Origin of the sequence: Polyangium mundeleinium (genome assembly GCF_028369105.1) — a bacterium.
GTDB classification, from domain to species: domain Bacteria; phylum Myxococcota_A; class Polyangia; order Polyangiales; family Polyangiaceae; genus Polyangium; species Polyangium mundeleinium.
The window spans coordinates 12,768,959-12,784,816 of the sequence record NZ_JAQNDO010000001.1; the positions used below are offsets into that span (position 1 = coordinate 12,768,959).

General features: G+C 67.8%; 9 protein-coding genes. 8 read left to right on the forward strand and 1 reads right to left on the reverse strand.

The window, feature by feature from the left end:
- Window positions 1–63: 63 nt before the first annotated feature.
- The 8 genes from POL67_RS50605 to POL67_RS50640 all read left to right on the forward strand — a co-directional run bounded on the left by POL67_RS50605 (window position 64) and on the right by POL67_RS50640 (window position 14,163).
- The gene (locus POL67_RS50605) at window positions 64–3,045 is read left to right on the forward strand and encodes an AIR synthase-related protein (RefSeq protein ID WP_271929807.1); all 2,982 of its coding nucleotides are present in this window, start codon (window positions 64–66) and stop codon (window positions 3,043–3,045) included.
- Window positions 3,035–3,898: a phosphoribosylformylglycinamidine synthase subunit PurQ gene (locus tag POL67_RS50610; protein ID WP_271929810.1), complete on the forward strand. Its 864-nt coding sequence runs from the start codon at window positions 3,035–3,037 to the stop codon at window positions 3,896–3,898. Before POL67_RS50605 ends, POL67_RS50610 begins: the two co-directional genes overlap by 11 nt.
- An 80-nt stretch (window positions 3,899–3,978) precedes the next feature.
- Complete coding sequence (locus POL67_RS50615) at window positions 3,979–6,111, forward strand: hypothetical protein (protein WP_271929812.1); 2,133 nt, start codon at window positions 3,979–3,981, stop codon at window positions 6,109–6,111.
- A 184-nt stretch (window positions 6,112–6,295) separates the two neighbouring features.
- A complete protein-coding gene (locus POL67_RS50620) occupies window positions 6,296–7,915 on the forward strand; it encodes a golvesin C-terminal-like domain-containing protein (RefSeq protein ID WP_271929814.1) in 1,620 nt (539 codons plus the stop codon).
- Window positions 7,916–7,969: 54 nt separating this feature from the next.
- Window positions 7,970–9,268: a hypothetical protein gene (locus POL67_RS50625; RefSeq protein ID WP_271929817.1), complete on the forward strand. Its 1,299-nt coding sequence runs from the start codon at window positions 7,970–7,972 to the stop codon at window positions 9,266–9,268.
- Window positions 9,269–9,375: 107 nt separating this feature from the next.
- Window positions 9,376–11,607 carry a PhoX family protein gene (locus POL67_RS50630; RefSeq protein WP_271929820.1) on the forward strand — a complete coding sequence of 744 codons (2,232 nt, stop codon included), beginning with the start codon at window positions 9,376–9,378 and terminating at the stop codon, window positions 11,605–11,607.
- Window positions 11,604–13,241 (forward strand): Aq_1262 family (lipo)protein, encoded by a 1,638-nt coding sequence (locus POL67_RS50635; RefSeq protein WP_271929822.1) that lies wholly within the window; start codon window positions 11,604–11,606, stop codon window positions 13,239–13,241. The genes POL67_RS50630 and POL67_RS50635 overlap by 4 nt, the downstream gene beginning before the upstream one ends.
- A gap of 19 nt (window positions 13,242–13,260) precedes the next feature.
- The gene (locus tag POL67_RS50640; RefSeq protein ID WP_271929824.1) at window positions 13,261–14,163 is read left to right on the forward strand and encodes a class I SAM-dependent methyltransferase; all 903 of its coding nucleotides are present in this window, start codon (window positions 13,261–13,263) and stop codon (window positions 14,161–14,163) included.
- A 3-nt stretch (window positions 14,164–14,166) separates the two neighbouring features.
- On the opposite strand, the gene POL67_RS50645 is transcribed toward POL67_RS50640, so the two are convergent.
- Window positions 14,167–15,789 carry a PAS domain-containing protein gene (locus tag POL67_RS50645; protein WP_271929827.1) on the reverse strand — a complete coding sequence of 541 codons (1,623 nt, stop codon included), beginning with the start codon at window positions 15,787–15,789 and terminating at the stop codon, window positions 14,167–14,169.
- Between the last annotated feature and the right edge of the window lie 69 nt (window positions 15,790–15,858).

Sequence of the window (15,858 nt, forward strand, 5' to 3'; positions counted from 1 at the left end):
CGCAAACCTTCCACATCCCCCAGGTTGTGCTAGACGGCTGCGCGGACGAGGAGCCTACCCACCATGCCCATCTACCGGCTCGAGATCGAGAACCGGCCGGCCGTTCCGGACGCGCTCGCCACGAAAACCGCGCAGACGCTCTCGGCCTGGCTCGGCCTCTCTCCGGCGCGGATTCGCACGCGCAAGGTATACCTCTGTGATCTCGACATGTCCGAGGCCGAGGCCCACAAGGTCCTCGCCGCCATCGCCGACCCCGTCATCGAGGTCGCGGCCCTCGGCGTACTGCCCGATGGCGAGCCCGGCGATCCGCCCGTGATCCTGACCGTCTCCTTTATGCCTGGCGTGACGGACGCAGTCGGCAAGAGCGTCAAGACCGCATGCGAGGACGCGCTCGGGCGCGCGCTCGCGGGCCAGGTGTACACGGGCACGATGTACCTCGTTTGGGGCCTCGCGCGGGCCGACGTCGAGCGCGCCGCGGCCGAGGTCCTGCACAACCCGCTCATTCAGCGCATCCGCATCGACGAGCCGCCGCGCAGGCCCGACCTCGGCGTCCCACGCGCCGGCGCGACCTCGACGCCGCGGACCGAGGTCGTCACGCTGCGTGGCCTCTCCGACGAGGCGCTCGAACGGCTCTCGCACACGCGGCTCCTCGCGCTCTCGGTGCCCGAGATGCACGCGACACGCGCCCATTTCGAGGCGGAAGGCCGCGAGCCCACGGACGCCGAGCTCGAGTGCATCGCGCAGACGTGGAGCGAGCACTGCAAGCACAAGATTTTCAACGCGCCGATCGATTACACCGATCCGGAAGGGAACACGCGGCGCATCGAGCGGGGCGTGTTCAAGACGTACGTCGTCGCCGCGACCGAGGACGTGCGCAAGGCCCGGGCGTCGTCGGGGATCGACGGGGACGCGGGCGATTTCCTGGTCTCCGTCTTCAGCGACAACGCGGGCGTCGTGCGCTTCACGGAGGAATGCCACCTCGTCTACAAGGTCGAGACGCACAACTCGCCCTCGGCGCTCGATCCGTACGGCGGCGCGATGACCGGCATCGTGGGCGTCAACCGTGACAGCTTCGGCTGCGGGCTCGGAGCGGACCTGCTCGCGAACGTATGGGGGTATTGTTTGGGCAAGCCAAACCATACCGGCACGCTCCCGAAGGGCCTCATGCCCCCGCGGCGCATTCGCGACGGCGTCCACCACGGCGTCATCGACGGCGGCAACCAGTCCGGCATCCCGTACATGCGCGGATTCGAATTGTTCGACGACCGGTTCACGGGCAAACCGCTCGTCTATTGCGGCACCGTCGCGGCGATGCCCGTGACGACGGCAGGAAGGCCCACGCACGAAAAATTCACGGCGCCTGGGGATCGGATCGTCATGATCGGCGGGCGTGTGGGCAAGGACGGCATTCACGGGGCCACGTTCTCCAGCGTCGAGCTCAATGAGAGCTCGCCCGTTCAGGCGGTGCAGATCGGCGACCCGATCACGCAGAAGATGATGTTCGACATGCTCGCCGAGGCGCGGGATCGGGGCCTCTACAGCGGCATCACGGACAACGGCGCCGGTGGGCTGTCGAGCAGCGTCGGCGAGATGGCCGAGGCTTCCGGCGGCGCGGAGATCGACCTCGCCCGCGTGCCGCTCAAATACCCGGGCCTCGCCCCCTGGGAGATCCTCGTCAGCGAGGCGCAGGAGCGGATGACGGTCGCCGTGCCTCCGGAAAAACTCGAAGCATTCTTCGCGCTCGCCGCGCGGCGTGAGGTGGAGGCCACCGAGATCGGCACGTTCACGAATTCGGGGAGGCTCGTCGTAAGGTACGGCGAGGAGAAGGCCTGTGATCTCCCGCTCGCATTCCTGCACGGTGGGCTGCCGAAGGTCGTGCGAACGGCGCGCTGGAGCCCGCCCACGCGGGCGTTCGCGACCGCCGCGGACCGGGACAAGGCGCTCGCCGCACGGCCCCTCGGCGATCTCGTGGTGTCGATGCTCGCGCAGCCGAACATCCGCAGCGGCGAGCGGTACGCGCGCCATTACGATCACGAGGTGAAGGGGCTCGCCGTGGTCAAGCCGTTCGTGGGCGTTTTTCGGGACGTACCGTCCACGGCCACGGTCATGCGCGTGCGGCACGGGCGCGACGAGGGCGTGGTGCTCGGCGAGGGGATCCACCCGCATTACAGCGACCTCGACGCGCACGCGATGGCACTCGCCTGCGCGGACGAGGGCGTGCGGCGTATCCTCTGCGCCGGCGCGCGGATCGATCGCATGGCCGCGCTCGACAACTTCTGCTGGCCCGACCCCATCAAGAGCGCGACCACGCCCGACGGCGAGCACAAGCTCGCGCAGCTCGTGCGCGCCTGCGAGGGCCTGTACGAGGCGTGCGTGGCGTACGGGCTGCCGCTGATCTCGGGCAAGGACTCGATGAAAAACGACGCCACGATGGGCGGCGTGAAGATCTCGGTGCCGCCGACGTTGCTCGTCAGCGTCATCGGGCAAATGAAGGACGTGCGGCGCGCGCTCACGCTTTCGCCGCGCGCCCCGGGCGACGTCGTGTATCTGCTCGGCGAGACCGAGGATACGTGCGGCGAGAGCGAGCTTTCACGGCTGCTCGGGCTCTCGCTCGAAGGCGTCCCGCGGACGTACCCGAAGCGCTTTGCGGCCCGGTATCACGCGTTCGCCGCGGCGCACGAGGCGGGCCTCGTCCGATCGGCGCACGTGCTCTCGCGCGGCGGACTCGCGGTTGCGCTCTCGCACCTGGTGATGGCGAGTGAGCTTGGTTTGTCGATCTCGCTCGATGCCATGGGCCAAGGGCTCGCTCCGGCGATCGCGCTGTTCAGCGAATCGACGGGGCGCATCCTGCTCACCACCCGGGCCGAGGACGCCGCCGCGCTCGAAGCGCGCCTCGCGCCACACGCGCTCGTCCGGCTCGGCGCGGTCGAGCCCGGTGCGTCAGGTCGGGGGTATGTACGTATTCGTCATGGAGGACAAACGCTCGTCGAGCTCGGCTCGGACGCGCTCCGCCGCGCTTTCCAGGAGGAATCCCATGCCGTCTGAAGTCACGACCAGGCCCGCGCCGAAGGAGGCGCGCGACGTGCGTGTCCTCGTGCTCACGGGCTACGGGCTGAACTGCGAGGCCGAGACGGCCGCCGGGTTTTCCCGCGCGGGCGCGACGGTCGATCTCCTTCACCTGAGCGAGATCCTCGATCGCGGCGCGCGGGCCGACGCGCTCGCGGGGTATCACATCCTCGCGTTCATCGGCGGGTTTTCCTTCGGTGATCACATCCAGAGCGGGCGCGTGTTCGCCAATCGCCTGCGCTTCCGGCTCGGCGAGGCGCTCTGCCGGTTCGTGGACGACGGCGGCCTCGCGCTCGGGGTCTGCAATGGATTCCAGACATTGGTTTGTCTCGGCCTGCTGCCGGGCGTGAACCGCGCGCGCGGCACGCCGCTCGCCACGCAACAAGCAGCGCTCGTGCACAACGACCGGCTCGGGTATTTCGATACCTGGGTGAAGCTCGCCGTCGACGCCGAAAGCCCCTGCGTGTGGACGCGCGGCGTCGGCCCCACGATCGAGATGCCGAGCCGCCACGGCGAAGGCAAGCTGCTCTTCCTCGACGAATCGCTCCGCGACGAAATCCTCGCCTCGCGCCTCGTACCCGTGCGATACGCGGACGCGAGCGGGGCGGCGACGGAGGTCTGGCCGGACAACCCCAACGGCTCGCCGGGCGGCGTCGCGGGGCTCTGCGATCCGACGGGGCGCATCTTCGGGCTCATGCCGCACCCCGACGCGTATCTTTACCCGGAAAACCACCCCGACTGGATCCGGCAACACGACGCGGGGACACTCCCGGCCGCGGGCCTTGGCCTCCGCATCTTCGAGAATGGGGTGCGGGCCGCGCTCGCGGGGTAGAACATCCTCGCACCATCGCCATTCTCCTTTTGCCGGCCCGGGGGCGTTCGTGCTCTCATGCCCGGGAGGAGAGGTTTTGTATGGCGATGCGGCGTGTCCGTGGGCTGTTCTTCGGGGTCGGTTTGTCGGCCCTCGTTTCCTGCGGCGGCGCGGCCGTGCAGACGCCGCCCGAGCAAGCGGACGAGCGGGTCGACGTGGCGGCGCCCGCGCCCACCCCTACCGCCGCCGCCGCGCCGCCCAAAGACACGGCGCTCGAGCCGCCGCAGAAGGTCGATTCGCTCCTCCGCCTCGTGCCGCGGGACGCCGTGCTCGTGGCGAACGTACCGCCGCCCGAGAAGGCGCTCGCGGCGATGGATCCGGGGCTGCGGGCGGGGCTGCTCTCCGAGCTCGCGGGGGGTCTCTCGGGGAAGCTCGGGCTCGACCCGACGCTCGTCGCCGATCTCATGAAATCCTTCGAGGGCGCCGTCGTGTTCGCGGGCCCGGCCACGCCCGATGGTCCGCCCGAGCCGATGGACAGGTTTTGTTATGCGGCCCGGATGAGCGACGGGGCGCTCGTGACGAAGGCGCTCGACGCGCTCGGGGCGGAAAAAAGGGAGCGTGGCGTCTTCGTCGTCCGCTCGCCGAAAGGTCTCGAAGTCCTGCATGGAGCGTGGATCGAGGGGCCACGCGTGCTCGCCGCCTGCCTGCAAAAGGAGCACCTCCGCGACGCGTTCGAGGTCGGTCATGGGCGCGCTCCCTCGGCCGAGGGCTCGGCGCTCCTCGTGAAAGAGCGCGCGAGCGATCCGTTCATCGCGGTCGATCTGCATGGAATGGGGGCCGGTACGAAATCGCCGCCGGAGCCGGGCTCACGCCTCTTCGTCGCGCTCGTGGGGCAACCGCAGGGGCTCGGGCTCGATGTGCGATTCTCGGGGTACGGGCCCGATTTTCCGGCGCTCGGCTCGGTGCTCGACGCGGCGCCGCAGGTCGTCATGCCGAAGCTGCCGGACGGGGCGCTCGCCGCCATTGGTTTGTCGACGCAACGTTCGTCCGGAAAAACCGTGGAGGACGTTCTGGAGGTGGTGCTCGGGCGCTCGACATCGCCTGGTTCCGCGCAGAGGTTGTTGAAGCGGGGGCTCGGTGACATCGGGATCGAGCTCGCGGACTTCGAAAAGGCGCTCGGCGGTGAGGTCGTGGTCGGATTGTACCGGGATCCGAAGCGGCCGTTTTCGTTCGACGACGCGAGCGACGATCCCGCGAAGGACATGGCGGCGCTCGTGGTGATTGCGACGAAGGATGCGGACGCGCAAAAAAAGAGCTTTTCGAGCTTCCACGTGGGTGTAAAGCCGGACAAGAAGGACACGCTCAGAGGGAATACGTTCACGCGGGATACGGGGGACGGCTCCATCCTCCACATCGAAATGCGGCCGGGGTTCGCCGTCATCGGGCTCGGCAACAAAAAGGTCGCGCTCGACGCCGTGCGGCGGTTCGGGAAAGACACGAATACGCTGGCCACGAATCCAGCGTTCCTCACGGCGCGCGCGAAAGAAAAAGCGGCGTCGCATGCGCTGCTTTTCTTCGATCCGGCGCTCGCCCGGTTGATCGCCGATCCGACGTCGGGCGCGAAGCCCGGAACGCGGGTCGGGGGCGGATCGATGCTCTCGCTCGTGCTTTTCCCGAGTGATCGGGGTCTCGAGCTCACCGCGACCGGAGACGGCGCCGCGGAGCTCCTGGGGATCGGCGCGGCGCTCGCGGTGAACAGCGTCCGGCGGTACACGGCGAGCGCGAAAGCGGTCGAGGCCAGGAGCACGGTGAGCATGATTGCGCGCGCGGCCGTGGCTGCGTACGAGCGCGAACAGGCCGACGCAAAGCCAGGGACGCACAGGTTGTGCAAATCGGCGACGCCGGTGCCGAGCGTCGTGCCCCGGGACACGACGTATCTGCCCTCGGGGAAGCCGGGGCAGGATTTCGAGCAGGGCGATACGACCTCGGGCTGGCGTTGCCTCCAGGTCTCGCTCGTGCAGCCGATCCGGTACCAGTACGAATACCGTGCGGGGGGGAACTACAAAGGGCCGAAGCGCGGCGGGCCCGATCCGGGCAAGGACGGGTTCGAAGTCTCCGCCGAGGGTGACCTCGACGGCGACGGCAAGACGAGCCTGTTCACCATGACTGGAAAAATTCAGAATGGGACGGTCGTCCTGTCCACACAGATGTTCTTATCGGATCAGCTCGAATGACGTGATTTTCGAACTTTACGCCGTGCGTCATCGTTGCTCGGGACAGACACGGCGTACCAGAGCGTCACTCGCACTTGCACCCGGCGCCCAATCAACGTACGCCTCCATATTCGTATCCTTGCCTCGGCATCGCGTCCCGAAGGCTCACTCGATCCCACCCCGGAAACGAAGAAGGGTTCAAGCCATGAGACGTCTGCTTTGTCTGCTGATGTTCGCGCCCGTGCTTTCTGCCTCTGTCATGCTCTCCGGCTGCAGCGGCGAAGAAGGCTCCGGCGAGGGGGACGCCACGCTGATTCCCGGTGAAGCGGCCGGTAGCCCTACCGCTGGGATGCACCCTTATCAGCTCCATTTCGACGCCGCCGCGAAGGAGTTCTCCGTACCCGCCTCGCTCCTCGTGGCGATCGGATACGCCGAGACGCAGCTCTATCATGTGCCCGGTGATACCTCCGAATTCGATGGTATCCCGGCTGCGTATGGCGTGATGGCTCTGCGCGGCGATGCGCTCGCGAAAGGCGCGTCGCTCGTGGGCATGAGCGAGGAGGAGGTCCAATCGGAGCCCGAGGCCAACATTCGCGCGGCGGCGGCGCTGCTCGACGCGCAGGCAAAGGAGCTCGGCTTCGACCGCGCGGACATCGGCGCGTGGGCGCCCGCGGTGGCGGCGTACTTCAACCATCCGAGCCTCGACGCACAGGCGCATTTCGTCCATGACGAGGTCTACCGCCACCTGCGCGAGGGCATCGCGGCGCCCGAGGACAGCGGGATCGACGAGATCCTGGCGGCGAACCCCGAGGCCACGCCGAAGTTCCCGAAGCCCCAGTTCGTGGGCAAGCCCGGGCCCGCGAACGCCGTGTATTCCGGCTCCGTCTGGCGTGCGGCGCCGTCGTCGAACTACACGTCGGGCCGCGGCGGGAAAAAGGCCGAGCTGCTCGTCATCCACACCTGCGCCGGCACGTATTCGGGGTGCTGGGGCTGGCTGACAACGCCGTACCCGACGAACCCCAACAAGACGAGCGCGCATTACGTCGTCAACGAGAGCGGCAGCGAGATCTCGGCGCTCGTCGACGAGGTGAACACGGCGCACCACGTCGGCGCGTCGTGGAATGGCCTGCCCACGAACCCGCGCTCGGTCGGCATCGAGCATGGCGGGTATCCGTACACCAGCGCGAACCCGTGGAAAGAGGGGCAGATCGCGGCCTCGGCCAAGCTCTCCTGCGATATCGTGAAGCGGCAGAACATCATCCGCGACCGGCAGCACATCATCGGCCATTACCAGCCGGATCCGGTGAACCGCGCGAACGACCCGGGGACCGGTTTCCCCTGGGCCGATTACATGAACCGCATCAACACCTGCGTCGATGGCGGCGGTGGCGGCGGCAGCACGACCATCACGGTCGACAGCAACAATGCGAACAACAACAGCGCGGTGGCGCGCATCGTGGCGCCCTCGGCGAACTGGACATCGTCCACGAACGTGTCCGGGTATTACGGCACGGGGTATTATGCCGCGCCCACGGCGGCGATCTCCGACGGCGCGACGTTCGAGTTCTACCTGGCCGCGGCGGGCTCGAAGCAGGTCTACGCGTGGTGGACCTCGGCCTCCGACCGGTCGACGACGACGCCCTTCGTCATGTTCAACGCGAGCGGCACGAACCTCGGCACCGTGAGCAAGAACCAGCAGACGGGCGGCGGCGCGTGGCAGCTCCTCGGCACGTACAACTTCACGGCCGGCTGGAACAAGGTCGTCGTCTCGCGCTGGACGACGACCGGCTATCAGGTCATCGCTGACGCCGTGCAGATCCGCTGAACCTCTCTCCAAGGCCCGCGGCGTCACGCGCGCCGCGGGCCCTTTCCAATACGCATGCCGCATCCTTCCCTGCCCCGCCTCTCCCGCCTCGCGCCCGTCCTCCTCGCTCTCCTCGCGGCGACGTCCTGCACGAAAAAAGAAAAAGAACCGGACAATGCATGGCCGTCGCGCTCTGCAATGCCGGGAACCAGCACGAGCGCGAATCTGATTGAGGGAAAACCACCTGTCCCGACAACCGACAACAAATCGGATGTCCCGACAACCAAGGACAAACCATTGCCGTCGGAATCGGCGAAACAGGGGGGCGCGGGGCCAAAACAGGCGACGGGCGCCGAAATACCCCCCGAAGAGCGGCAAAAAATCGCGGGAAAGATCGGGTTCATCTCGGAGCGCGATGGGAACCGCGAGATCTACGTGATCGGCGCGGATGGCAAAGGGGAAGAGCGGCTCACGAAGAGCCCGCACGCCGATTACAATGGCCCCGCCTCGCCGGATGGCCGCGCGCTGCTCGTGATTCGCGTCGAAGGCGAGGAAGGACCGCAACAACTCCTGCTCCAACCCCTCGACGGAAGCCCCCCAAAACCCCTCGGACCCCTGGCAGGGCGCGTACGCTTTCCTACATTCTCGCCGGACGGGCGCTTCGTCGTCTACGAGTCGAACGGCGGGAAGGTGGACCCGGCCCATTTTTCCGATCTCTACCGGGTGGGCAGCGACGGCAGCGGCTTCAAGCGCATCACGAAGAACGACGAAGGGAACTTCGAGCCCGCGTTCTCGCCGAAAGGCGATGCGATCGTCTTCCTTTCGAGCCGTGACCGCGTGGCCGAGCTTTATCGCATGCGGCCGGACGGGAGTGAGCCCGTCCGCCTGACGAATACGGATCGCGACGAATGGGGCGCGCGGTATTCACCCGACGGCAAGGTGCTGGTGTTCGTGAGCGATCGGGAAGGCGCGGATCGCGTATGGCTGATGCCCTCATCCGGGGGCGAGGCGCGCCGCCTGACGCAAATGCGGCCCGCGCCGCGGATCGTCGAGGACAAGCCGACCTGGTCCCCGACGGGGAAACAAATCGCCTACGTGCTGAGCGCCCCCGAGGAGCCGTCACGCGTGGGGCTCGTCGCCATGGAGGACGGGAAAGAGACGTTCGTGCGCGGGCCCGGGGGCGCGGGACAAGTGGGTGAGCCCGCGTGGTCGCCCGACGGGCGCTACCTGGCCGTGACCGTGACCCGCGGGTCCGAGCAGCAGATATGGATCGTGCGGGCCGATGGGACCGGCATGACGAGGCTGACGAGCTCTTCGGGCGGGAACTGGAATCCTATCTGGATACCGCCGAGCAAAGGGAAAGGCGGCAAGTAGCACGACGAGCGGCCTGATCCGCAAAACGGGTGGTGTCCCACCTCTGCAATGGCAAGATCCTCGAGCGCGCGCTCCGCTTCCGCGAGCGCCGCCCAAGGAAACGGCGAATGAGACAAAAAACGGGCCACTGGGAGCAACGGCATTTCCAGGCGCTCGGTACGGCCGGCGCTCTGATTGCGGTCGCATTCGTCGCGTGCCAGGGCGACGGCGAGGGTCCGGACCGGACCGCGGCGACGGCGAGAGTCCTCGACGGGCGGCCGCTTTCGAGCGTCGTCGGATTCACATTCGCGGACAATCTCGGCACGGGGGCGGCGGATCTCGGGCAATACGTCCGGACGCGCGTCGATCAGGTCGCGCGAGGCACGCTGCCGAAAGGCGTGGAGTTCCCGCTTCCGAATACGTCGACGGACAACGTGCGGGCGATCGCGGGGCTCTCGCCGAACATTGTGGTGTCGTGGTTCGATCCGCTGACGTTCGATCGGAGCCCCGCGGCGCCGCGGTTCGGGACGAACAACGATTACATCGCGTTTTTCGGGGATCGATGGAACGACGTGCCTGGAGATGCGCCGCAATGGCACGGCAGCGGCACGTCGGCGTGGATGTGGGTGAACCACGAGTCGATCTCGAATGAGGCTCCGACATGGACAACGGCGCCGACGGGCCAGCACCTCACGCTCGCGAAGTACCTCGCGGCGGAGAAGGTGCTGACGAACGACGTGACGGCAAACCGATGGTCAGACGCGGATCTCGCGACGTACCTGCGGGAGGCCAAGCGCCAGGTCGGCGGTTCGTGGTTTCACGTGGTGCAGGATCCGGCGGGGACATGGCGCGTCGATCGCGGCGCCGGGGCCGTTCGATACGACGCGACGAGCAAGACGCTCGCGCGCCTTACGGGGATCACGCCGCTCGAAATCGATCACGACGACGAGGGCCACGCGCTCCCGCCCGGCGTCGTGAGCGGCATCATGTCCGATTGCTCGGGCGGTCAGACGCCGTGGGGCACGGTGATCACGGCGGAGGAAAACGTGCAGGACTTCCATGGGGACATGGAGGTGTTCTGGACGAGCGAGCAAAAGCTCGTCCTCGGCGCAGGCGCGGATCCGGGCGGGCCAATCACGTTCGATACGAGGCCGAGTCCTACGAGCTTGTTCGGGATGTCGCCGGATGCGAGATCACGCCACGCGAAGGATCTGTACGGCTACCTCGTGGAGATCGATCCGGGCAAAGCGTCCGACGAATACGAGGGAAAAACCGCGGCGGGCGTGGGGCACAAGAAGCTCGGCGCGATGGGCCGCGCGCGGTGGGAGAACACGTCGTTCGTGGTCGACGCGGACTGGAAGCTCCTGCCCAACGAGCCCATCGTCCTCTACGCGGGGGACGATCGGCGGAGCGGCCGCGTGTACAAGTTCGTCTCGAAAAACGTATACGATCCCGGCATGACGCGGGCCGAGACGCGCGCGCTGCTCGACGAAGGGAAGGTCTACGCCGCGCATTTCGCCGGCCTCGACAACACGACGGGCGTGACGATGCTCGCGACGGGCGAGGCGCCGACGGAGGCGCAGCCGGGGATCGGGCAATGGATCGAGCTCGGCACGGCGAGCACGGCCATCGCCCCGAACGCGGCCGCGCTCGGCGAGCCGGGCAAGACCGTGGGCGAAGCGCTCTCCGACCTGGACTACAACGGGCTCGGCGGCTTTGCGAGCGACGACGACGTGCGCCGCGCGCTGTTCACGGCGAGCGCGAAGGTCGGGATCATGGAGCTGAACCGGCCCGAGGACGTCGAGTACAACCCGCGGGATCCGAGCGGCACGCCGAGGATCTACGTGTCGTTCACGAACCACGGGCACAAGACGCAGCTCGATCAGGCGGGCAGGCTGATCGATCCAGCGGTGCACGAGCAGGCGTCGGTGAAGCGTCCCGACATGATCGGCAATCTGTTCGCGTTGCAGGATTCGAATGCGAAGAGCCCCGGGGCGTCGGCGACGTTCGTATTCTTCCGCGCCTGGGCCGGTACGAATGCGACGGGGCCGTACGATGCATCGAACCCCGACAACATTCTGATCGATCACGAGGGCGGCGTGTGGTTCGGCACGGATGGGAACTTCGCGACGAACCAGCGCGCCGATGCGGTGTACTTCCTCGACCTCGATCGCGCGCACGCTGCAGGCGCGTCGGGCGTCGCGTCGCCGACGTTCGGCAAGGCGTTCCGCATCGTGGCGCTGCCGAGCGATGCGGAGGCCACGGGGCCGACGCTCGCTGCGGACATGCGCACGCTCTTCGTGAGCGTGCAGCACCCGGGCGAGCACGTGCAGAGCGTGTGGCCCCACGGGACGCGGTGAAGGCGCGTCTGCCCTCGTCTGTGCTCGCGTGCGGGCTCCTCGTGGCCCTCGCGGCGGCCACCTGCGGGCGACGCGAGGAGCGGGCTGCCGAGGGCCTCTACGACCCTCTCGCGCGCGCCCGCGAGGCCGCTGGAAGGGTGAACAACCCCGAAGCCTCGGTGCCGCCGCTCTGTTACACGAAGACCGGTGGGACCTCGAATCCGTGCTGGGTCTGCCACACGAGCGCGCACGGCACGAACGTGCGCGCGGACGCGCATTTGCAGGAGGAATACGCGTTTTCGGACGTGGCGCGCGAGAACCACTACGAGAACTTGTTCGTCGATCGGAGCGCGGAGATCGCGCAGATGTCGGACGAAGAGATCCTCCGCTACGTGCGCGAGGACAACTACACGCCGCTGCGGCGCGCGCTCGCGAGTGCACGCGGGTACGAAGGGTACGTGCCGGATCTCGACCTCGATCGCGGTTTCGACGACGAGGGGTTTGCGCGTGATGGGAGTGGCTTTCGCGCCGTTCGATTCAAGCCGTTTCCCGGTACGTTCTGGCCCACGAACGGGAGCACGGACGATGTGTTCATCCGCTTGCCCGAGGCGTTTCGCACGGACGAACACGGAAAGCCGTCACGCGCAATCTACGCGCTGAATCTGTCGCTGCTCGAAGCCGCGATCACGACGGATCCCGACGCGAAGGCGGAGCGGATCGACCGCGTGATCGAGTCGGTGGACGAGCGGCTCCTCGGGGAGGATCTCGACGGCGATGGAGCGCTCTCCGCGGGCGTGACGCGCGTGCGGCGCTTGCCCCGCACGTACGCCGGCGCCGCGTCGAGTGAGCCGCTCGAACGCGGGATCTATCCGCGGGGCGTGGAGTTCTTGCATTCGGTTCGCTACCTGGATCCGGGCGCGCCCGGATACGTCGCGCGGCGCATGAAGGAGGTACGCTATTCACGCAAGGTGCTGAAGCTCGACCGATGGGCGCTCCTCCGGGCCTACGAAAGAGAGCAAGACGAGAAGGACGAGGGGCTCCTGCCCGTGTACACGGGGTCGGCGACGAGCGGGCTGCGCAATGCATTCGGCTGGCAACTGCAGGGGTTCATCGAGGACGCCGAGGGGCGGCTGCGGCTGTCGACGGACGAGGAGCATCGATTCTGCATGGGCTGCCATTCGGGCCTCGGGGTGACGGTCGATCAGACGTTTGCCCTCGCGCGCAAGGTGCCGGGGAGGGAAGGCTGGCGGGTGCAAGACCTCCGCGGCATGCACGACGTCCCTGAGCTCGGGCACGCGGATCCCGAAGTGCTCACGTACCTGCGTCGCGTGGGCGGGGGCGACGAGCTGCGCGCGAACGACGAGATGCTCGCGCGCTTTTTCCCGGGCGGGGTCCTCGCGGAATCCGAGCTGCGACGCGCAGCCCCCGGCGGCGATCGGGATCTCGCATTCCTGCTCCTGCCGTCACGCGAGCGCGCGCTCGTGCTCGACAAGGCGTATCGGGTGATCGTTCGAGGTCAACGCTTTGATCTCGGCCGCGACGCGCTGCTCCGGCCCGCGGTGAACGTGCACAGGGCGATCGAGAACGGGTCGACGGACCTCGGCAAGGCAGACCGGGTTTACACGGACGGACGGCTGCGACTCGATTGGCGATAGTGCTACGCTCGGGGACGTCATGTCCCACGAGCGCCCGAGCCTGACGGCCAAGAAGATTGCACGGTTCCTGATCCTGATCGACGCCGTGCCCCGATTCGCCGGCCTTTTGCCTGCAGATGCGGCAACCACGGCGGAGGCCATCCTGCGCGCCTCCGGGGCCGTCGGGCGGCGACACATCGACATGATGCGCGCGCCGTGGACACAACGATTCTACGAGATCGCGGAGGCATGGACGGCCCGCGGGCAGCTCGTCTGGTTCGGGCTGCGAAAGCGGTGGATGTCGGATGCCGTGGAGGAGGCGATCGCAGCGGGAGCGACGCAGCTTCTGGTGGTGGGCGCAGGGTTCGATCCGCTGGCCACGATCATCGCGCGGCGTCATCCGAAGGTGACGTGCGTGGAGATCGACGCGCCGGCGACGGCAGCGCCGAAGCAAGAAGGGGTGCGCGGCGCGGGGTTTGAACGGACGAACCTGCATCTCTGCGCGGCGGATCTGTCGAAGCGATCCCTCGGCGAGGTGTTACGCGAGACGCCGTGGCGGAGCGACGCGCAAAGCGTGGTCGTGGCCGAGGGGCTGCTCATGTATCTGGACGTGAAGGACGTGAAGGCGTTTTTCCGGGCAGTCCACGAGCACACGGGGGCCGGGAGCCGCGTGGCCTTCTCGTACGTGGATGGAGACGACGCCGGGCGGCCACATCTCGGGACGCTGGATTGGCTGATCCGCACGTCGCTGCGATTGGCCGGAGAGCGAATGCGGTGGGGAATCCGGCCCGAACGGCTGCGGGGATTCGCGGAGGAAGCGGGGCTTTTCGTGGTCGAGCAGGTGGACGGGGAGGCGTTGCGGAAGGAGTATCTCGCGCCCATCGGTTTGCCCGAGGAGCCGGTGGCGGCGTATGAATATCTGGCATTGATGGAGCGGGGATGATTCCTACCGCGCCGGCGCCTTCGGGCGGGCGTGGCGGCCTGAACGCCCCATGGCGTGCGCGACGCCTTGTTCCAGGCTGCTCATCGTTTTGATGCCGCGCATGTCGATCCCGATTTCCACGAGCGTTCGCGCCGCCGCGGGGCGCACGCCCGTCAGGACCACCTCCGCGCCGAGCAATCCCGCCGCCTGCGCCGCCTGCACGAGGCCGAGCGCGACGCCCGTGTCCACCGTGCGAACGCCGGTGATGTCGAGGATCGCGACGTCGGCGCGATGCGCGACGACGCCCTGGAGCAACGCCTCGAGCACGAGCGCCGCCCGTCCTTCGTCGATGGCGCCGACGAGCGGCATGAGCACGACGCCCGGGGCAATCGGCAAGAGCGGCGTCGACAGCTCGCGCAAGGTTTCGCGTTGCGCCGCAATGAGCCGGTCCTGGAACGTCGCCTGCTCCGCCTCGGCACGCCGGAGGTCGGTGACGTCGGAGCCAATGGCGCAAACCGCATAAGGTTTGCCCTGCGCGTCGAACAGCGGGAACTTCGACCCGAGAAAGATGCGCGGGCCGTTTTTTGTGGGAATCTCCACTTCGAGCTGGACCGGCACGCCCCCGTCGAAGACGCGCCGGTCATCCGCGCGATTCCTCGCGACGACGTCAGGCGGAAAGACATCGGCGTCCAATTTGCCCACGGCGCAGCCCGGTTCAAAGCCCAACCCTTCGTCGAAGCCGCGGTTCGTCAAGGTATAACGTCCCTCGATGTCCTTGACGAAGAGGAAGATGGGCGCGTTGGAGATGACCGCTTGGAGGATCGCCTCGCTCCGCTCGCGCGCCTCGCGGTCCCGTTTCTGCTCGGTGATGTCATGGCCGCTGGCCACGACCGCGGTCGGTCGTCCCTCGCCGTCGAGCAGACGCCCGACGTTCCATTGCAGGATATGTACAGCCCCGTCCCGCGACGCGACCGGGTTCTCGAAGCCGCGCGTCTCCTCGCCCCCGAGCACCTTGCGCATGTCGGCCGCGACTTCAGCCCACGCCTCGGGCAGCACGAACATTTCGAGGTAGTTTTTCCCGAGGATCTCCTCCCTCGACCACCCGTAGACGCGCTCGGCCTCGGTGTTCCATTCGAGAATGGTGCCGTCCTCGCCAATGAGCATCACGACGCTCTTGACGGCGTTCATCAGGCTACGAAAACGCGCGTCGCCATCGCAGCGAACGGCAGCGGTGGCGGAGACGGCGCACCGCGCGAGCGCGTACGTCGCTTCGTCGAAGACGGCGAGCAACCTGTCGAGCGCGTCGGCGTGGGTCGCGGCGTCGCCCCCGGATGCAATCCACGCGCGGAGCACGCGCTGGAAATGGCGGCGGGCCTTGGAGAGCGCGTGGTGCACCTCGTCGGCGGGCGCGCCGCGACGCCCGAGGCCGAGCGCGGCCGCCGTGACGCGCTCGGCGGCCGCATCGTCTCCGAGGAGCGCGTCGATCGTCGCGCTCACGAGGGCCTCGGACCACGCAGCGACCTCCGCCGTCGTCGCCTTGCCGAGGCACGCGACCTCGGTCGTGGCGTCGCCGGCAATCACCAGCGCCAAGTCGCGCGCCTGGCTTTCGAGAAACGCGCGATACGTGGTCGCCCCCTGGTCGCTCATGTCGCTCTCCTCTGTCCGCCCGTGACGGAGAACACGACACCTCACCTTTCCAGGAACGTCAAGCGCTTG